Origin of the sequence: Achromobacter sp. ACM02 (assembly GCF_014851605.1) — a bacterium.
Lineage (GTDB): Bacteria > Pseudomonadota > Gammaproteobacteria > Burkholderiales > Burkholderiaceae_B > Achromobacter > Achromobacter aegrifaciens.
Window position 1 is genome coordinate 368,529 of the sequence record NZ_JACUZY010000004.1, and the last position, 19,311, is coordinate 387,839.

Below are 19,311 nucleotides of genomic sequence, written 5' to 3' on the forward strand. Positions count from 1 at the left end.
TTCCGAACATCGGGCATCTGCGTGCGATGCTCATGATTCCGTCTGCTCCCGGCTATCCAAGAGCTGACCGGACACGTCCGCGCCGGGCCAGCTTGCGGTGAGGCGGTCGTGCGAGCAGGCCAGATGGTGGTGCATGGCGGCGCGCGCGCCGCGGTCGTCGCCGGCGCGGATGGCGTCGATCACCTTGCGGTGCTCGGCGATGGCGGCCGCCCAGCTGGAAGGATTCTCGAAGTAGTCGCCCAGCTTCACGGACAGCGGATTGTGGCGCTCGTCGAACAGTTCGCTCACCACGCGCACCAGCACGGCGTTGTTCGCCATCTCGGCCACGCGCAGATGGAACAGCCGGTCTCCGCGGATCGGCACGTTGCCGGCCAGCGCCTCGTCTTCCATGGTGCCGACGGCTTCGGCCAGGCCATCCACCAGCGCGGGCGTATTGCGCAACGCGGCCTGCGCGGCCAGCTCGCCTTCGATCACCTGGCGGGCGCGTATGGTTTCCAGCGGGCTCTCTGCCGTCAGGCTGGCGCGCGGCCCGCCGGCCAGGCTTTGCACATAGACGCCCGAACCCATGCGGACTTCCACCCAGCCTTCGACCTCCAGCGCGATCAGCGCCTCGCGCACCGAAGGGCGGGACACGCCGAGCTTGAGCGCCAGATCGCGCTCGGGCGGCAGACGCGCGCCGGCGGGGAACTCGCCCGACTCGATCAGCAGGCGCAGCTGGTCGGCGATCTGGCGATACAGGCGGCGGGGTTCGATGGTCTGAATGGGCATGGACTACGGTGGCGTCAGTCGAAAATTCAGGCCAAAAGGTAAAGTGGCCTTACCAATTGACCAAATCTTGCGCCCGCGCCGGATACGTCACAATTAGGGTTTGCCCAAAGATGCGTGCGATGGCTTCGCGGGCAATGCATATCTGTTAAAAAGCCGCCACACCCAGCCCATTTTCCGCACCCATGTCACAGAATCCGCATCATTCGCCCTACAAAAGCACCGGGGGCCTGCGCCGCATCCTGAATGCGCTGCGCTACTCCCTGCAGGGTCTGCAGGCCGCGATCAAATACGAGGCGGCTTTCCGCCAGGAGCTGGCGCTGGCCGTCCTGATGATCCCGGCCGCGTTCTTCCTCGGCCGCACGACGGTTGAAGTGTTTTTCCTGGTGGGCACGGTCATCATGGTGCTGGCGGCGGAGCTGCTGAACTCCGCCATCGAGGCGCTGGCCGACGCGCTTTCCGTCGAATCGCACCCGCTCCTGGGGCGGGCCAAGGACCTGGGCAGCGCCGCCGTGATGCTGCTGCTGATCTTCGCCGGGACGGTCTGGGTGGGCGTGGCCATCAGCCGTTTCGTCATGCATTGACACCGCTAGTCATCTCCCGGGAGATGCGCCGCTATTTATACTGGAAGCCATGATGCCTAGATCGACGCCCGACTCCTCTGAGCGCATTGTCATCGTCGGCGGCGGCGCCGGCGGCCTGGAATTGGCGGCCAAGCTGGGCCGCGTGCATGGCCGGCAGCACATCACGCTGGTCGACAGCCGCCCCTTCCATATCTGGAAGCCCTCGCTGCACGAAGCGGCCGCCGGCACGCTGGACATCCACCAGGAAGGCCTGTCCTACCTGATGCTGGCCCACATGAACGGGTTTTCGTTCGCGCAGGGCCGCCTGGAACACATCGACCGCGAGCACCGCCGCATCACCGTGGACGCGGTGAACGACGCGCAAGGCCAGGAAGTCCTGCCACGCCGCGAGCTCGCCTACGACACGCTGGTCCTGGCTCTGGGCAGCACGTCCAACTTCTTCAATACGCCCGGCGCGGCCGAACATGCGGTCACGCTGGATTCCACCGAAAACGCGGAGCAGTTCCGCCTGACCATGCTCAAGGCCATGGCCCTGGTGGATCAGGCCAAGGTGCGCAATCCCTCGGCCCGCCTGGATCTGGTGATCGTGGGCGGCGGGGCCACCGGCGTCGAGCTGGCCGTGGAGCTGGTCGAGGCCAGCCACGTGGTCAGCGCCTACGGCCTGCCGAATTTCCGCGCCGAACGCGATCTGGCCATCACCCTGGTGGAAGGCGCCCCGCGCATCCTGTCGGCCCTGCCCGAGAAGATCTCGGTCGCGGCCACCAACCGCCTGACGGAACTGGGCATCCGGGTGGAAGCGTCCTGCCGGGTCTCGGAAGTCACCGCCGACAGCGTCAAGACGGCCGACGGCCGCGAGTTCCCGGCCCAGCTCTGCATGTGGGCGGCAGGCATCCAGGGCCCGGCCCTGCTGGCCGGCCTGGACCTGCCGCTGAACAGGGTGGGCCAGGTGGAGGTGAACGAACGGCTGGAAACCGCCGATCCGCACATCCTGGCGCTGGGCGACTGCTGCGCCGCGCCGTGGCGCGACGGCCGCAGCGTGCCCGCCCGCGCGCAAGCCGCGCACCAGCAGGCCGACTATCTGGCCAAGAAACTCACCGCGCGCCTGCGCCATACGCCCGAGCCCACCACGCCCTATGTCTACGAGGACCATGGCTCGCTGGTGTCGCTGGGCCAGGACGCTGGCGTCGGCAGCCTGATGGGCAAGCTGGCCGGACGGGGACTGTTCGTAAGCGGTACACTGGCACGCCTGATGTACATGAGCCTGCACCTGATGCACCACAAAGCGGTGCTCGGCATCTCGCGTACCGCCTCCCTTGCCCTGGCCCGCCTGCTCATGCGGCGCACGCGCCCGCGGGTCAAACTGCACTGAACTCCCATGAATTTCCTGCAAAAACTCGAACACGCCTGGACCACCAGCAACTCGCTCCTGCAAGTCGGGCTGGATCCCGACCCGCAGCGCTTCCCCCGCGAACTGCAGGACAAGCCCGACGCCATCTTCCAGTTCTGCCGCGACATCGTGGACGCCACCGCGCCCTATGCCTGCAGCTTCAAGCCGCAGATCGCCTACTTCGCCGCCCATCGCGCCGAAGACCAGCTGGAAGCGCTGTGCCAGCACATCCGCGAAAAACACCCTGACCTGCCCATCGTGCTGGACGCCAAGCGCGGCGACATCGGCTCCACCGCCGAGAACTACGCCCGCGAAGCCTACGAACGCTACCAGGCGCACGCGCTGACGGTCAGCCCCTACATGGGCCTGGACTCGGTCGAGCCCTATCTGGCGTGGCGCGACCGCGGCGTGATCGTGCTGTGCCGCACCTCCAACCCCGGCGGTTCGGACCTGCAATTCCTGAAGATGGACAATGGCGAGCCGCTGTACCTGCACGTCGCAGGCCTGGTCGCCGACAAGTGGAACGCCAATGGCCAGTGCGGCCTGGTGGTGGGCGCGACCTTCCCGAATGAGCTGGCCGCGGTGCGCGCACGCATCGGCGACGCGGTGCCCCTGCTGGTGCCAGGTATCGGCGCCCAGGGCGGCGACATCACCGCCACCGTGAACGCCGGCGCCAACGCGGCCCGCAGCGGCATGATGATCAACTCGTCCCGCGCCATCATCTACGCCAGCGGCGGCGACGACTGGCGCGAGGCCGCCGGCACGGCGGCCAAGGGCCTGCGCGACGCGATCAACGCAGTGCGCTGATCCGGGGCATGGGGGCCGGCAGCCCCCTGCCGCGCAATCCGTTTCTCAGCGCCGGTTGACCGGCGCGCCCAACAATTCCAGCAACCCGCGCAGCGCGTAGTCCACCGCCGCCTGGCGCACCTGCGCACGGTCGCCGGGGAACACGTGCGTGACGGCGCGACTGCTGATGCCTTCGCCCGAACGTTGCGCAAAGCCGAAGCACACCATGCCCACCGGCTTGCCCGGCGTCGCGCCGCCCGGCCCGGCGATGCCGGTCGTGGACACCGCCACATGCGCGGCGGGAGACGCCAGCAGCACGCCGTTGGCCATCTCCAGCGCCACCGGTTCGCTGACGGCGCCGAAGTGGTGCAAGGCGTCGGGCGATACGTCCAGTTCAGCAACCTTGGCCTCGTTGCTGTAGGTCACGAAGCCGCGCTCGAACCAGTCGCTGGAACCGGCCACCGCCGTCATCGCGCCGGCCAGGAGGCCTCCGGTGCAGGATTCGGCCGTGCCCAGCATCCAGCCCTTGCGCCGCAGCGTTTCGCCCAGCCGTTCAACCAGCGCCAGCGAAGTGGCTTGCGCCAGTTGTTCGGCCGACAGATTGGGCCGGGTGCCTTCTTGTTGTCCGCTCATCCCAAGACTCCTGTGCGCACGACCAGCGCCATGACCAGCAGGGCGTATCCAGCCGCCACGATATCGTCCCACATCACGCCGAAACCGCCTTTGATATGGGCGTCAAAGAACTTGATGGGAGGCGGCTTGACGATGTCAAACGTGCGGAACAGCACGAACGCCAGCGCCTGCGGCAACCAGCCCGCGGGCGTCAGCCAGAGCACCAGCCAGAACGCCACCATCTCGTCCCAGACCATTCCGACATGATCCGACTGCTGGAGTTCACGCCCGACGCGATGGCAGGCCCAGCAGCCATACAAAAAAGCCAGCGCCAGGAATGCGCCGATCGCCCAATCCGAGGCTGCGGGCGCGGCGGCGACCCAGATCGCCCAGGCCAGCAGCGTGCCCCAGGTACCGGAGGCCGGCCGGATCAGGCCGCTGCCAAAGCCAAAGGCGATGAGCCGGCCCGGATCGCGGCAGACCCAGGACAGCGGCGGGTATGCGGTCCGGGCTCGGTCGCGCATGGAGGTGGGACGGTTGTCGGTCGACGGCATGGGTATGCGGGTTGGGACGCGGCGGATCAGGCCGCGGGAAAGTGATCGAAACCGGCCGGCAGCTCGGCGAGAGGCTGGCCCTGGCCGTCCAGCACGGACAGGCCCGGCTGCGCCTGGATCTGCCCCACGCGGGTCACGCGCGCGCCGGCCGCAGCCGCCGCCGCAAGCACGGCCTCGCGCCGGGAGGCGGGCGCGGTGAAGCATAGCTGGTAGACGTCGCCGCCGCCCAGCACCGCGCGGCGCAGCGGCGCTTCTTGCAAGCCAGCCAGGGCGGGCGACACAGGCATCGCGGCGTAATGCAGCATGGCGCCCACGCTGCTGGCAGCCAGGATATGACCCAGGTCCTGCAGCAGTCCGTCGGAAATATCGATGGCGGCATGGGCGATGCCGCGCAAGGCCAGGCCCAGCGCGACCTGAGGCTCAGGCCATTCCAGCGCGCCGCGCGTCGCCGCCAGCAGCGCCGCGTCAGAGGGGTATTGCCCGTCCAGCAGGCGGTAGGCCACGTCGGCCGCCCCCAGCTCGCCGGACACCCAAATGTCGTCGCCAGCCCGGGCGCCATCGCGGCGCAAGGCCTGCCCGGCCGGCACGGCGCCGAACACAGTGACGCTGATGGCAAGGTCATGCGCGCTGCGCGTCGTGTCGCCGCCGATCAGCGGGCAACCGTGAGCTGCAGCCAGCGCATGGAAGCCTGCGGCAAAAGCCGCAAGCCAGGGCTCGTCCAGCCGCGGCAAGGCCAGGCCCAGCACGCAGCCGATGGGGCGTGCGCCCATTGCAGCAAGGTCGGAAAGGTTCACCGCCAGGGCCTTATGCCCCAGCGCTTGCGGATCCACATCGGGAAAGAAATGGCGGCCTTCCAGCAGCAGGTCCGTGCTGGTGGCCACCTGTTCGCCGGGCGGGACCGGGAACAGGGCGCAATCATCGCCCACGCCCAGCAGGCCGGCAGGGGCCGCGCGGGTGAAATAGCGCGCGATCAGATCAAATTCGGACGCCAAGGCAACTCCGCAGTCCGGCACGGCAGGCCGGCATTGAAACCTACGGGGGCTTGCCGCCCCCACAAATCATGCGGCGCCCCGCACAACCAGGAAGAAACCCCAACCCACTCCTCACGCGGCAAGAAACAGGTGCCCCCCAAATCCGGGCCGCGCGGATCCGGCTCTGCCGGTCCGCAGCGGCGCCCCCCTGGGGGGGAAGCGCGCAGCGCTTCGGGGGGGAGAGGAAGCTACCTCTTGTTGACTTCGTGGGCGCGGACGTCGGCCGCCAGCTTGTCGAGCACGCCGTTGACGAACTTGAAGCCGTCGGTGCCGCCGAACGACTTGGCCAGTTCGACGGCTTCATTGATGGCGACCTTGTACGGCACTTCGACGTGATGAATCAGTTCGAAGCTGCCGATCAGCAGGATGCCATGCTCGACAGGCGACAGTTCGGCCAGCGGACGGTCGACGTAGGGCGTGAAACGCTCACGCAGCGCGGGCGCTTCGCGCAGCACGCCATGCAGCAAGGTCTTGAACCACTGCGCGTCGGCCTCGGAAAAATCCTCGGTGTCGCGCAGATGGGCGTCGATCTCGCCGGCGTCCTGCGTGCCTTCGCCGCCGCGCAGCAGCCACGCGTACACGCCCTGCAGGGCGAATTCGCGTGCGCGGCGGCGCGCGCTGCGCGCGTTGGCGCGGGCCTGCGCCGCGCTATCAGCGCTGGTCGTCGTCTTCTTCGTCGTCAAAATCTTCGTCCTCGTCTTCGTCGTCTTCGTCTTCTTCCTCGGGTTCCAGGGCCGCCACCAGGTTGGCCATTTCAACGGCCACCTGGGCGCAATCGCGGCCCTTGCCGGCCGCGCGCGCCTGCGCCTGCTCGTCGGTGTCGACGGTCAGCACGCCGTTGGCGACGGGGATGCCGGTTTCCAGGGAAATACGGGTGATTGCAGTGGCCATTTCATTGCTGACCACTTCAAAGTGATAGGTCTCGCCGCGGATGACCGCGCCCAGCGCGATCAGGGCGTCGAATTCAAACGTTTCGGCCATATGGGACAGGGCCACGCCCAGTTCCAGGGCGCCGGGAACGGTGGCGACCATCACGTCGCGCTCGTCCACGCCCAGTTCGGCCAGTTCCTTCAGGCACGCTTCGAGTTCGGCCTGGCCGATTTCTTCATTGAAGCGGGCGCGTACGATGCCGATGTGCAGCCCTTCGCCGTTCAGGTCGGGGGTAAGGATGTAAGGGTTCATAGGTCGGCCTTCAGTGTGTTGCGGGAGTATTCGGAGGGTCGCAATCGTAACCCGTAATGGTGAGCGAGAAGCCCGCCATGCTGGGCATCTTGCGCGGCCGGGCCAGCAGCTTCATCTGGCCTACGTTCAGGTCGCGCAGAATCTGGGCGCCAATCCCGTAGGTACGCAGGCCGTAGCGGTCCGCGTTGCCGGGGTTGGCCTGGGCCTTGGAGTCGTTCCAGCCAGCGATCTGGCCAAACAGGTGTTCCGTGGACGACTGGCAGTTCATCAGCACCAGCACGCCGGCGGGCGAGGCCGCGATGGCCTGCAAGGCCTGCGCCACGCCCCAGCTGTGCGGGCTGGCGCCGGTGTCCAGCACGTCCAGCACGGAGGCCGGCTCGTGCACGCGCACCAGCGTCTCGGCGTCGGGAGTCACGTTACCATGCACCAGCGCCAAATGGGCGGAGCCGGTGGCGGCGTCTTCATAGGCCACGGCCTCGAATTCGCCCCAGGCGGTCTGCATGGTGCGCTTGCCCACGCGCTTGACGATGGATTCGTGTTCGCTACGGTACTGGATCAGGTCGGCGATGGTGCCGATCTTCAGGCCGTGTTCGCGGGCGAACTGCACCAGGTCCGGCAGGCGGGCCATGGTGCCGTCCGGCTTGAGGATTTCACAGATCACGGCGGCGGGCGTCAGGCCGGCCATGGCGGTCAGGTCGCAGCCCGCCTCGGTGTGGCCGGCACGGACCAGCACGCCACCGGGCACGGCGCGCACCGGGAAGATGTGGCCGGGTTGGACCAGGTCCGCGGGCTTGGCGTCGCGCGCCACCGCCACTTGGATGGTGCGGGCGCGGTCGGCGGCCGAGATGCCGGTCTCGACGCCTTCGGCGGCCTCGATCGACTGGGTGAAGTTGGTGCCGTAGCGCGTGCCGTTGCGGGCCGCCATCAGGGGCAGGTCCAGTTGGCGGCAGCGCTCTTCGGTCAAGGTCAGGCACACCAGGCCGCGGCCGTGCGTCACCATGAAGTTGATGGCTTCGGGCGTGACGAATTCGGCGGCCATGACCAGGTCGCCCTCGTTTTCACGGTCTTCTTCGTCAACCAGGATGACGATGCGGCCGGCGCGCAGCTCGGCGATGATTTCGGCAACAGAGGCGATGCCGAAGGATTCCGGCTCGGAGCCGGGCAAAGGGGACAACTGGACGGACATGGCGGGCACGTAAACCAGGCGGGAAAGCCCGGATTTTACCGCCCCTGGAGGCGGAACCCCTATCCGGCCCTGCCAGCCCCGCCGGCCGGGGGTGTCCGGTAAACTTTCGCCCGGAGACCACCCCTAAAAAACCGAGCCAAGGAAACCCCACATGCAAGCCCTTGCGGCCATGCCTTTGACCGTCGCGGCGGCCGTCCGCGTCGTGCTGACCGACATCGACGACACGCTGACCACCGAGGGCCGCCTGCCGGCGGACGCCTATGCGGCGCTGGAGCGCCTGGAACAGGCCGGCATCCAGGTCGTGCCCATTACCGGCCGTCCCGCCGGCTGGTGCGACCACATCGCCCGCATGTGGCCGGTGCGCGCCGTGGTCGGCGAAAACGGCGCCTTCTATTACGCCTATGACCGCCAGGCCCGCCGCATGACCACCCACTACTGGACCGACGCCGCCTCGCGCCAGGCCAGCCGCCGGAAGCTGGACGCCATCCGCGACCGCGTCCTGGCCGAAGTGCCCGGCGCCGCCGTGGCCAGCGACCAGGACTACCGCGTGGCCGACCTGGCCATCGATTTCTGCGAGGACGTGCCCGCCCTGCCCGATACAGCGATCACCCGGATTGTCCAGATCTTCGAGGAAGCCGGCGCCCAGGCCAAGGTCAGCTCCATCCACGTCAACGGCTGGTTCGGCGACTACGACAAACTCACCATGACGCGCACCATGTTCCAGCGCGAGTTCGGCGCGGACGTGGCCGGCGCCCTGGACAGCACCCTGTTCATCGGCGACTCGCCCAACGACGAACCCATGTTCGCCTACTTCCCGATTTCGGTCGGCGTGGCCAACATCCAGGCCCAGCTGCATCGCCTGACGCACCGTCCCGCCTTCGTCGCCGCCTACCATGGCGGCGCGGGCTTCGTGGAAATGGCCGACCGGCTGCTGGCCGCGCGGTCCACCCAAGCACAGCCGGCCTGAGGTCCGCATACCGTGGCGACATCCCCTTCCGCTTCCTCTCCGGCCGCCAACGACGGCCGCCGCAGCATCCAGTCGATCGAGGTGGGCGTGCCCCTGCTGGCCGCCCTGGTCGACGCCGGCAAGCCCCTGACCCTGCGCGACCTGGCCGCGGGCGCCGGCATGACCTCGGCCAAGGCGCACCCCTACCTGGTCAGCTTCATCCGCGTCGGCCTGGTGCAGCAGGACGCCATCACCGGCCAGTACGAACTGGGCCCCTTCGCTCTGCAGATGGGCCTGGTCAGCCTGCAGCGCCTGGACCCCGTGCGCGTCGCCATGCCGGAAATCGCCAAGCTGCAATCGGAAATCGGCCACACGCTGGGCATTGCCGTGCTCGGTTCGCACGGCCCCACCATGATCCACATGACCGAAGCCAGCTACCCGGTCCACGTGAACATGCGCAAGGGCACGGTGATGTCCATGCTGCACACGGCCACCGGCCTGGTGTTCGCGGCCTGGCTGCCGCCCAAGGTCAGCGAGCACTACATCGCGCGCGAGGAAGGCGACACGGCCGTCATCGCCAGCATGCCACCGCCGCGCAAGGCGTCCCGCGCCAACATCGAGGCGCAACTGGCCGACATCCGCGTGCACGGCATGGCGCGCGCCCTGGGCAACCCGCTGCCAGGCGTGGACGCGCTGTCGGTGCCGGTCTTCGACAACACCGGCAATATCGCCCTGGCCCTGACCAGCCTGGGCCCCACGGGACTGTTCGATGTGGCCTGGGACGGCGCCATCGCCCGGCCGCTGCTGGCCTGCGCGCAGGAAATCTCGCGCAAGCTCGGTTACCGGAGCTGAGCCAAACGGCGAATTTCGCGCAAAAACGAACATAAATCGAACAAAGCGAACAAAAGCCGAAAAGAAACACAGGGACTTTCCCGAGTGCGTCCCCTCCTCTTCCATGTTTGAATTCAGGTTGAATTAAGTGACACGTCACACAAACAAAGAAAGAGGAGACACAAGATGCAAGCTCTGCGCCTGCTTCAAGCGGCCACGCTGGCCGCCTTCGCCCTGGGCACGTCCGCCGCGCAAGCCGCCGACGCCTGCACCAACCGCGGCGACCTGGACCAGATGTACTGCGACGCCAACAAGGACCTGGTGGCCGACACGCCCACCGATCCAGCCAAGCTGAAGACCCCGTCCACCCTGGTGTTCACCTACACCCCGGTGGAAGACCCGGCGGTCTACGAAGACATCTTCAAGCCCTTCACCAAGCACCTGTCCGAATGCACGGGCAAGCGCGTGGTGTTCTATCAGGTGCAGAGCAATGCCGCGGAAATCGAGGCCATGCGCTCGGGCCGCCTGCACGTGGGCGGCTTCTCGACCGGCCCCACCGCCTTCGCCGTGAACATCGCGGGCGCCGTGCCGTTCGCGGTCAAGGGCTATGCCGACGGCTTCCAGGGCTACAACCTGATCGTCATCGTCAAGAAGGACAGCCCCTACCAGAAGCTGACCGACCTGAAGGGCAAGAAGCTCGCGCACACCGCCCCCTCGTCGAACTCGGGCCACATGGCGCCGGTCGCGCTGTTCCCCAAGGAAGGCCTGACTCCCGACAAGGACTACAAGGTCATCTTCTCCGGCAAGCACGACCAGTCCGTCATGGGCGTGAACTCCGGCGACTACGACGCCGCTGCCGTGGCCTCGGACGTGTTCAAGCGCATGGTCGAGCGCGGCCAGGTCAAGGAAGCCGACTTCCGCGTGATCTACAAGAGCGAGAAATTCCCGACCTCGTCGTTCGCCTACGCGCATGACCTGGAGCCCAAGTTCCGCGACCAGATGCTCAAGTGCTTCTACGACTACCGCTTCCCCGCGGAAATGTCCAAGGCCTTCGACGGCGCCGACCGCTTCTACCCGGTGACCTACGAGAAGGACTGGGCCATCGTGCGCCAGGTCGCCGAATCCGGCGGCGAGAGTTTCAACCGCGCTGCCTACGACCGCGAATCCGCCAAGAGCAAGAAGTAATTCCGTATGACGACGTCGCTACGCATTTCCGGCCTGGTGAAGGAATACCGGGCCGGCCGGCCGGTACTCAACGGCATCGACCTGCAGATCGCGGGACAGGGGCTTACAGCCATCATCGGCCCCTCGGGCACCGGTAAAAGCACGCTACTGCGTTGCATCAACCGGCTGATCGAACCCACCAAGGGCGAGATCGTGCTGCAGTCGAAGGACGGGTCCGTGGACCTGGCCCGCGTGCGCGGCGCGTCGCTGCGCCGCGCACGCCGCCGCATCGGCATGGTGTTCCAGGAATACAACCTGGTCGAACGCCTGACGGTCATGGAAAACCTCCTGACCGGACGGTTGGGCTACACCTCCGCCGTGAAGGCCTGGATGCGCCGCTTCGAGCCCGAGGACATCCAGCACGCCTACAAGCTGCTGGACACCGTGGGCCTGGCGGGTTTCGCCGACCAGCGCGCCGATGCGCTGTCGGGTGGCCAGCGCCAGCGCGTGGGCATTGCCCGCGCGCTGATGCAGCGCCCGCAGCTGCTGCTGGCCGACGAGCCCACGTCCTCGCTCGACCCCAAGACCTCCGTCGAGATCATGGAACTGCTGTCCGAACAGGGCAGCGCCACGGGCATTCCCGTTATCGTCAACATCCACGACGTCGAACTCGCCCGCCGCTACGCCACGCGCATCGTCGGCATGTCCGGCGGCCATGTGGTCTATGACGGCGACGGCCAGGGGCTGGACGCCGCCATGCTCAAGACCATCTACGGAGGCGAGTCTTGGCTGGAATGATCCCACCCAAGGGCGCCCGCCCCTTCGCCATGTCCGGGCGCGCCAAGGCCGGCGTGCTGCTGCTGCTGGCCTACACGCTGTATGCCGGCGCGCAGCTGGACTTCAGCTGGGCGCGTTTCGAAACCGGCATGGGGCACGCGTCCACGTTCCTGGCGCGCATGTTTCCGCCCAACTTCGAAAAGCCCGCCACCTTGTGGAAGGGCATCGCGGAAAGCCTGGAGATCGCGGTGCTGGCCTCGGTGCTTGGCATCATCATCGCGCTGCCCATCGGTTTGCTGGGCGCGCGCAACATGATGCCCACCTGGGTATCGTGGCCCGCCCGCGCCATCGTGGCCCTGTGCCGCGCGCTGCATCCCGTCATCGTCGCCATCCTGTTCGTCAAGGCCGTGGGCTTTGGCGCGCTGGCCGGCATCCTGGCGCTGACGGTCGCCTCGGTCGGCTTCATCGGCAAGCTGTTCACCGAGGCCATCGAAGAGATTTCGTTAAAGCAGGTGGAAGCCGTGCGCGCCACGGGCGCCTCGTTCGCCAACGTCATCATCTTCGGCGTGCTGCCGCAGGTATTCGCCCGCTTCATCGGCTTTGCCACCTACCAGTTCGACTCCAACCTGCGCAACTCCACCATGGTGGGGATCGTGGGTGCGGGCGGCGTGGGCGGCACGCTGTTCTCGGCGTTCCAGCGCTTTGACTACGATTTCGTCAGCGCCATCCTGCTGACCCTGATCGCCATCATCATGCTGGGTGAAATCCTGGCCGGCTTCGTGCGCGCCGTGTTCCTGGACAACCTGGGATTCGAACGCATCCTGCAAGGCCGCTTCGCGGGAGCGCGCGGCATCGGCAGCGGCGCAACTCCGGTCAAGCGCCGTGCGGAGGTGGACGAATGAACGCCCACGCATCCACCTTCAATCCACCGGGTTCGCCGCGCGTCTGGCAACGCTACAGCATGGGCCAGCGCCTGCTGCGCTTCGCGCTCTACCTGCTGGTGGTCGCGGCCATCGTGCAGGCGATCCGCGGCGTCGAGATCATTCCGGAGTTCCTGTACGACGCGCCCGAGCAGATGGCCGATCTGTTCCAGCGCATGTGGCCGATAGACTGGGCCTACTACCCGGAAGGCGTGCACGGCGCGCTGATCGAAACGCTGCACATCGCCACGCTGGGCACCATCCTGTCCGTGGTGATGGCGGTGCCGGTGGGCCTGCTGGCGGCCAACAACCTCACGCCCAGCAAGACCGTCAACATGCTGGCCAGGCTGATCCTGGTGTCCAGCCGTTCGGTCAATTCGCTCGTGTGGGCGCTGCTGTTCATCGCCATCTTCGGGCCCGGCGCGCTGGCCGGCACGCTGGCCATTGCGTTCCGCTCCATCGGCTTCGTCGGCAAGCTGGTGGGCGAAGCCATCGAGGAAGCGCAGCGCGGCCCGATCGAGGCCGTCACCGCCACCGGCGCCAGCAAGGCATCCGTGATCTGGTACGCCTACTGGCCGCAGATCCGCCCCGCCTTCTGGTCCATCGTGCTGCTGCGCTGGGACATCAACGTGCGCGAATCGGCGGTACTTGGCCTGGTGGGCGCCGGCGGCATCGGCATGGCACTGGACACGGCTCTGAACCTGTTCCAGTGGGACCGCGTGGCGCTGGTGCTGGCTGCCATCTTCGCGGTGGTGGTCGTGGCCGAAATCATCATCACCCAGGTCCGCAAACGCATCCTCTGACGCGTCCGCGGATCCCTACAGCGTTCCTTTGCTCCGCCCGGAAACGGGCGGTTTTTTTTCGCCCACATATCAGAACCGCACGCTCACCCCTGCCCTGACGCCGTGATCTTGCGCCCCGCTGGCGAGCTGTCCTTGGTAGGACAGATCGAACGACACCTTGCGCGACACCTGCACGTCCAGCCCCGCTTCCAGCACCGCGCTGTTCTTCGCGATGGGAACGCCGGCCACGGTAAAGGCATCGCCCGCCGCGAAAGCCTGGGTGGCGGTGGGCTTCAAGTCGCCAAAGGCGTAGCGCCAGCCCAGCGATCCGCGAGCCGTGGCTTGCGCGCCGCCCAGTTCGAAGCTGGACATGAGCCGCGAACCCAGTGTCGTGTACGTGGTCTCGGTGGTCTGGCTGTTCGCGCGCAGCGCCGCCGCGCCGCCGCTCTCGCTGTAGCCGTCGGTCTTGAGGTTGACGTAGGCCAGGTTGGCGAACGGCTCCAGCGCAGCGATGCGCGTGTCGATGCGATAGCTGAGGTCGGCAAACGCCTGGACGGTGCGGCCGTCGTAGTTGGCCTTGAGGCTGTCGGAGTAGCCGGGCATGGATACCGAGCGCCGAGTCGCGATGTCGTGCCAGCTGTAGGCCAGCCCGCCGCGCAGGCCCACCGCGCCCCACTGGCCGCCGCCGTAGGCCCCGAGATGGTAGTTGTCGCTGTCGCCCGATGACGCGCGATCGCGCACGTCGAAATCCGTGCGGGTGTAGCCCGCCATCAGGCCCAGCCGCCAGGCATCGGACACCGGCGCATCCACGCCCAGCAGAAAGCCGCCGGTCGAGCTCTTGACCTGGGCAGCATTGCCGTCGCCGTCGGTCTGGCGCCAGGAACCCAGGCCCTGTATCCAGCTGGCGGGCCCCATCGCCGTTGCCGGAGCCAGGCGGGCGCCGCCCCCTGCGGACGCCAGCACCGGCGTCGCCGACGCGCCGACCGCGCCCGCGGCCGAGCGCAGGCGCTCGCTGGCGGCGTCGCGCACATAGCGGCTGTCTTCGAGCAGCACGGTCTTGGCCGACGCGTGGATTTCGCCGGATAGCTGGTCGAAGCTGGAACGCAGCAAGCCCTTGTCGTCCGGTAGCACGGCGAACGCGTCGTAAAGCCCATTGCCCGCCGCCATGCCGATGCTGTCGATGGCGCCCGCCGCCGCGCGCTGGTTGCGCGTGTCGGCGGCCGTGGTCATCGCGGTGCCGTTGCGCGCCAATTCCAGCGACACTCGGCCCGCGCCGTAGTCGTAGCCGAGTTTCGGCGTCAGGAAGGCATAGTCGGACGTCACCGTATCGAACCGGCCGGACAAGGCGCCGTCGGCCGCCAGTATCGTGTAGACGGAACGCAGCCCGTAGTCGCCGCCGATACCGATATGCGCGACCGAGCCGCCATTGATCGTGGCATTGCCCGTGACATGGATGAGGTCGGCATCGGCGCCCTGCGGATTGGTTTCCACGGCGTAGCGCGCGCCGCTCTCGATGACGAGATCGCCGTCGACGGTCAGCGTGCCGATGGAATTCCCTGGCGCCAGCGTGCCGCCGGCCGCCACGGTCACCACCGAGCCAGCGCCCGAGCCCACTATGCCGCGGCCTCCGAGCACGCCGCCCTGGCCGATATTGAGCGCGCCGCCAAGTTTGCCGTTCAAGGCCAGCCGGCCGCCCTGAATCGTGGTGCTGCCGGTAAAGCCCGAGCTGTCGCCGCTCAGCGCCAGCGTCCCCGCGCCGCTCTTGACCAGCGCGCCGCCACCGGAGATGGCGCCGCCGAACGTTGCGTTCGCGCCTTGCTCGAACACCAAGGAGCCATTGTTGTCGACATTGCCCCGGATCGACCCGACATCGCCGATCAGCATGCCTTCCTGGATGACGGTATTGCCGTAGGCGTTGCCCGCGTTGTCCAGTCGCAGCGTGCCGGCTCCGGTCTTGATCAGGTCGGCGTTGCCCAAGACTGTGCCGACCAGCCCCAACGTTGCGCCGCCAGCCACCTCGAAGCGCCCGGCCTGGGTCAGCGTCATGGCACGCGCGGTATCGAAGGACGCCGATGCCGCCAGTGTGCCGCCACCGAATGCCACGCCGCCAGAAGCCGCGCCCAGGTTCGCATCGCTTGCAACCTGCAACGTGCCCCCGGCTATCGTGGTGCCGCCGCTATAGGTGTTGTTGCCGCTCAGGACCAGCGTGCCGGCGCCGGCCTTGAGCAGCGACCGTCCATTCCAGCCCGTCGCGGCGTTGGCCGCCTGGTCTGCCAGATCCGCGCCGACTACGAACCGGTTGGCGGCATCGCTCAACGTGAACGTGCCGTGCGCCAGATTGTTGCCCGCGGTCCAGCTCAGGTCGTAGCTGGCGAGGTATTGCAGGCCATCGGCCGACTTGCGCGTGTTGACCGTGAGGTAATCCACCGCGCCGCTGAAGCCGCCCACGCGCACCGACCCGAAGTCGCCGCGAATGCCGCCACGGGTGTCAATCAGCACCTTGTCGAGCTGGCTGGCGCTGCCTATGCCGCTGAGGGCGAAGGCGACGCCCTCGCCCAGCGTCAGCCCGCCCGCCTGCAAGGACGGGCCGCCCGCGCCGGCTGCGATATCCAGGGCTGTGCCATCCGCCAGATTGACATTGCCCGCCACCGCCAGCGACGCCGGCCCCTGCACCGACAAGGCGCTGCCCGCTGCGCCGACGTTCAAGTCCCCTGTCAGACTATTGGCTGCGCCGGCTACGCCGTCGCCATATTGCAGGACGCCGCCCGTGACTTCGGCCGAGCCGCCCAGCGAACCTTGCACCACGAGCCTTCCGCCGGACACCGTGGTCTTGCCGAAGTAGGAGGAACTGTTGCCAGCCAGGCTCAGCGTGCCCGCGCCCTTCTTTACGAGCGCGCCGTCGCCCGAGATGGCGCCGGCAAAGCGCGCATCGGCGGCCTGCTCGAACGCCAGCGTGCCAATGCTGCCGATGTCGACGTTGCCCGAGATCGAACCGGCGTGGCCGACCAGGGTGCCGGCCCGCACCCAGGTATTGCCGTAGGCGTTGGCCCCGTTGTCCAAGCGAAGCGTGCCTGCGCCCGACATGAACAGATCGCCGCTGCCCGTGACGGCGCCGACCAGCCCCAGCGTCGTGCCGGCGGCCACGTCAAAACTGTTTGCCTGCGTCAGCGCGACCGCCCGCGCGGTATCGAAGCTGCCCATGGTCGCCAAGGCGCCGCCGTTCAAACTCAGGCCGCCGGACGCGGCGCCGAGATTCGCATCGCTCGACACCTGCAAGCGGCCGCCCGAAATCTGCGTGCCGCCGCCATAGCTGTTGTTGCCGCTCAAGACCAGCGTGCCGCCGCCGCTCTTGGCCAGCGCGCCTGCGCCCGACACCGAGCCGGCCAGGCCCAGCGTGGCGCCCGTGGTCACCTCGAATCGCCCCGACTGCGCCAGGGCGACCCCGCGCGCGATGTCGAAGGTGGTCGTCACCGCAAGCGTGCCGTCACCGAAGGCCAGGCCGCCGGCCGTCGCCCCCAGGTTGGCATCGCGGTCGATCTGCAGCGTGCCGCTGGCGATCGTCGTACCCCCGCCGTGGCTATTGCTGCCGCTCAAGACCATCGTGCCCGCGCCGCTCTTGACGAGAGCTCCCGCACCCGACACCGCGCCGGTCAGGCCCAGCGTGGTGTCTGCCGCCACGTCGAAACGTCCGCTCTGCGCCAGCGTGACGGCGCGCGCGGTGTCGAAGCTTGCGGTGGTCGCCAACGTGCCGTCGCCAAAATGCAGGCCTCCGACAGCTGCGCCCAGGTTGGCATCGCTATCGACCTGCAACGTGCCGCCCAGGATGGCCGTGCCGCCGCTGTACGTGTTGGCGCCTTGCAGCACCAGCGTGCCCGCGCCGGCCTTGGTCAAGCTCTTGCCGTCCCAACCGGCGGCGGCATTGGCTGCCTGGTCGGAAAGCGGCACCCCCAGCGTGAACCGGTTCGACGCATCGGCCAGCGTGAAAGTGCCATGGGCCAGGTTGCTGTTGGCGGTCCAGCTCAGGCCGTAGGTGGCGAGGTACTGCTTGTTGTCCGCGGACTTGCGTGTGTTGACGGTGAGATAGTCGACCTCTCCGGTAAAGCCGCCCACGTTGACGGCGCCGAAATCGCCGTCGATGCCGCCTGTGGGCGCCTCGATCAACACGGTATCGAGCGCGTTCTTGTCGCCGATGCCGCTCAGCCTGAACACCACGCCATCGCCCAGCGTGACCTTGTTTGCCTGCAACAGCGGGCTGCCCGTGCCGGCCATCAAGTCCAGCACGGTGCCATCGGCCATTTCCATGTCGCCCGTGACCGCCAGCGTGGCGCCCCGATGCACCGCCAGCGTGCTGCCGGTGCCTGAGACATTCAGGTTGCCGCTCAGGGTGTTGGCCTCGCCCGTGGCGCCGTCTCCGTACTGCAAGACCCCGCCTGTAACGGCGGCCGAACCTCCCAGCTGGCCCAGCACCACCAGCTTGCCGCCCGACACCGTGGTCCTGCCCTTGAATGCGCTATTCGCGCCCGTCAGCAAGGTGGTGCCGGCGATCTGGTTCAGACTATGTGAACCGGCGCCTGTGCTCAACAGCGGCGTCGAAAACGTGTAGGCGGACTCGGTATGGTTGAAGTTCACGGTGGCAATGCCGGCGCCGAACTGGATTGCGCTGGCGTTGAGCGTGCCGGCGCCTACGGCCGGCTGCCCAGCCGCCGCGCCGATATTGATCGTGCCGGTGGTGGGAAAGATAAAAAACCGGTCCTGCGCCAGGGACACGGCCCCTCCGCCGCTCGCGCCAACGTTCACGGTGCCGCCTTGCGCGATCGTCACACTACCCGCCGCCGTTCCCACGCCGAACCCCAGGGTCATCGCGCCGCTGTTGTCCCAGATGGAGCCGGCGCCGCGGACAACAACGTTGCCGCTACCGCTCATGCTGCCCACATAGCTGTCTTTGTTCGAGACGAAGCCCCCCGATTCGATGGTCAGTGTGCCCTGACCGGACACATCGCCCACCCTGAGCTCGCCGTTATTGATCCAGGTTGAACCGCGCCCCGACACCAGGAAGGCGCCATTGCCGTTCTGGATGCGCCCGACAACGCCATCGACGCTGGTCGCATATCCCCCCGCCAGGATCGACACGCTGCCCCTCCCGCCTTCCGAACCAACCAGCAGCACCGCGCGATTGCTCCAGAGCGACCCGACATCGGAAACCGTCACTTTCGCCGCGTCGTTCTGCCGGGCATCCACCGTCGCAAACTGGTTCGAGACCGTGCCGCTACTGAAGATGCTCAGCTCTCCGGGTCCGGCGCCGCCGACAAAAAGGTTGTCCGTCAGTGCCCAGGTCGAGCCGGGGCTGAACACGCTGACCCGGGCCGTGGCGCCGGGAGCTTGCCCGGCATCGATACGTCCTTCCGCGGTACCCAGAACGTTGAGGATCTGCAGGTTCCCGCCCGTGACGGTGGTGTTGCCGACGAAGCCTGAACTATTACCGGACAGCCGCGTGGAGCCGGCATAGTGATTGAGCTGGTGCGTGCCCGCCGCGCTGCTGACCAGCGCCGCGCCGAAGTCGTAGAGGTTGTTGGTGTTGAAATTCAGCGTGCCGGTACCCGCGCCGAACGCGAGTCGCTGCGTTACCAGGAAACCAGCGCCCGCGGGCGCGGCGCCGGGAGCCGCGCCGATGTTGATCGTGCCGTCCGCCGAGGCCGAGTCGGCCAGAGACACTGTGTTGCCGAGCGACATCAACAGCTCGCCGCCATCGGCGATAGTCACTGTTCCCACGCCGAATATACCCACGGAGAGCGGGACGAAGACCG

General features: G+C 67.7%; 17 protein-coding genes. 9 read left to right on the forward strand and 8 right to left on the reverse strand.

Going from position 1 to position 19,311, the window contains the following annotated elements; translation table 11 throughout:
* Positions 1–30: 30 nt before the first annotated feature.
* Complete coding sequence (locus IB258_RS14260; protein WP_192352762.1) at positions 31–768, reverse strand: FadR/GntR family transcriptional regulator; 738 nt, start codon at positions 766–768, stop codon at positions 31–33.
* A gap of 182 nt (positions 769–950) precedes the next feature.
* On the opposite strand from IB258_RS14260, the gene IB258_RS14265 reads away from it, so the two are divergent.
* The 3 genes from IB258_RS14265 to pyrF are packed head-to-tail and all read left to right on the forward strand — an operon-like array spanning position 951 to position 3,543.
* Positions 951–1,349: a diacylglycerol kinase gene (locus IB258_RS14265; protein ID WP_054451923.1), complete on the forward strand. Its 399-nt coding sequence runs from the start codon at positions 951–953 to the stop codon at positions 1,347–1,349.
* A 49-nt stretch (positions 1,350–1,398) separates the two neighbouring features.
* Positions 1,399–2,718 carry an NAD(P)/FAD-dependent oxidoreductase gene (locus IB258_RS14270; RefSeq protein WP_125472476.1) on the forward strand — a complete coding sequence of 440 codons (1,320 nt, stop codon included), beginning with the start codon at positions 1,399–1,401 and terminating at the stop codon, positions 2,716–2,718.
* 6 nt (positions 2,719–2,724) lie between these two features.
* Positions 2,725–3,543, forward strand: a complete 819-nt coding sequence (gene pyrF / locus IB258_RS14275) for an orotidine-5'-phosphate decarboxylase (RefSeq protein ID WP_054451925.1) — start codon at positions 2,725–2,727, stop codon at positions 3,541–3,543.
* Between the two features lie 45 nt (positions 3,544–3,588).
* Here pyrF and IB258_RS14280 read toward each other — a convergent pair whose 3' ends face one another.
* From IB258_RS14280 to ribBA, 6 genes are all read right to left on the reverse strand, one after another.
* The gene (locus tag IB258_RS14280) at positions 3,589–4,155 is read right to left on the reverse strand and encodes a CinA family protein (RefSeq protein ID WP_175212592.1); all 567 of its coding nucleotides are present in this window, start codon (positions 4,153–4,155) and stop codon (positions 3,589–3,591) included.
* Positions 4,152–4,658 (reverse strand): phosphatidylglycerophosphatase A, encoded by a 507-nt coding sequence (locus tag IB258_RS14285; protein ID WP_054452311.1) that lies wholly within the window; start codon positions 4,656–4,658, stop codon positions 4,152–4,154. The genes IB258_RS14280 and IB258_RS14285 overlap by 4 nt, the downstream gene beginning before the upstream one ends.
* 56 nt (positions 4,659–4,714) lie before the next feature.
* Entirely contained in the window at positions 4,715–5,680 is a 966-nt protein-coding gene (gene thiL, locus IB258_RS14290) for a thiamine-phosphate kinase (protein WP_119451993.1), read from the reverse strand.
* 227 nt (positions 5,681–5,907) lie between these two features.
* Positions 5,908–6,402 carry a transcription antitermination factor NusB gene (gene nusB / locus IB258_RS14295; protein ID WP_054451928.1) on the reverse strand — a complete coding sequence of 165 codons (495 nt, stop codon included), beginning with the start codon at positions 6,400–6,402 and terminating at the stop codon, positions 5,908–5,910.
* Positions 6,371–6,901 carry a 6,7-dimethyl-8-ribityllumazine synthase gene (ribH, locus tag IB258_RS14300; RefSeq protein WP_006391339.1) on the reverse strand — a complete coding sequence of 177 codons (531 nt, stop codon included), beginning with the start codon at positions 6,899–6,901 and terminating at the stop codon, positions 6,371–6,373. The genes nusB and ribH overlap by 32 nt, the downstream gene beginning before the upstream one ends.
* Before the next feature lie 10 nt (positions 6,902–6,911).
* Positions 6,912–8,087 (reverse strand): bifunctional 3,4-dihydroxy-2-butanone-4-phosphate synthase/GTP cyclohydrolase II, encoded by a 1,176-nt coding sequence (ribBA, locus tag IB258_RS14305; protein WP_054451929.1) that lies wholly within the window; start codon positions 8,085–8,087, stop codon positions 6,912–6,914.
* A gap of 151 nt (positions 8,088–8,238) precedes the next feature.
* Between ribBA and IB258_RS14310 the strand changes: the two genes are divergently transcribed.
* The 6 genes from IB258_RS14310 to phnE (IB258_RS14335) all read left to right on the forward strand — a co-directional run bounded on the left by IB258_RS14310 (position 8,239) and on the right by phnE (IB258_RS14335) (position 13,528).
* Positions 8,239–9,054, forward strand: a complete 816-nt coding sequence (locus IB258_RS14310) for an HAD-IIB family hydrolase (RefSeq protein ID WP_192352763.1) — start codon at positions 8,239–8,241, stop codon at positions 9,052–9,054.
* 12 nt (positions 9,055–9,066) lie between these two features.
* Complete coding sequence (locus IB258_RS14315) at positions 9,067–9,885, forward strand: IclR family transcriptional regulator (RefSeq protein ID WP_054451931.1); 819 nt, start codon at positions 9,067–9,069, stop codon at positions 9,883–9,885.
* A 165-nt stretch (positions 9,886–10,050) separates the two neighbouring features.
* A complete protein-coding gene (gene phnD / locus IB258_RS14320) occupies positions 10,051–11,049 on the forward strand; it encodes a phosphate/phosphite/phosphonate ABC transporter substrate-binding protein (protein ID WP_054451932.1) in 999 nt (332 codons plus the stop codon).
* Between the two features lie 6 nt (positions 11,050–11,055).
* Positions 11,056–11,826, forward strand: coding sequence for a phosphonate ABC transporter ATP-binding protein (gene phnC / locus IB258_RS14325; RefSeq protein WP_054451933.1), 771 nt, complete (start codon positions 11,056–11,058; stop codon positions 11,824–11,826).
* Entirely contained in the window at positions 11,823–12,707 is an 885-nt protein-coding gene (gene phnE, locus IB258_RS14330) for a phosphonate ABC transporter, permease protein PhnE (RefSeq protein WP_054451934.1), read from the forward strand. The genes phnC and phnE (IB258_RS14330) overlap by 4 nt, the downstream gene beginning before the upstream one ends.
* A complete protein-coding gene (gene phnE / locus IB258_RS14335) occupies positions 12,704–13,528 on the forward strand; it encodes a phosphonate ABC transporter, permease protein PhnE (RefSeq protein WP_119449618.1) in 825 nt (274 codons plus the stop codon). Before phnE (IB258_RS14330) ends, phnE (IB258_RS14335) begins: the two co-directional genes overlap by 4 nt.
* Positions 13,529–13,597: 69 nt before the next feature.
* Here the strand turns inward: phnE (IB258_RS14335) and IB258_RS30370 are convergent, their stop codons facing one another.
* The gene (locus tag IB258_RS30370) at positions 13,598–19,267 is read right to left on the reverse strand and encodes an autotransporter domain-containing protein (RefSeq protein WP_370539836.1); all 5,670 of its coding nucleotides are present in this window, start codon (positions 19,265–19,267) and stop codon (positions 13,598–13,600) included.
* Positions 19,268–19,311: the final 44 nt, after the last annotated feature.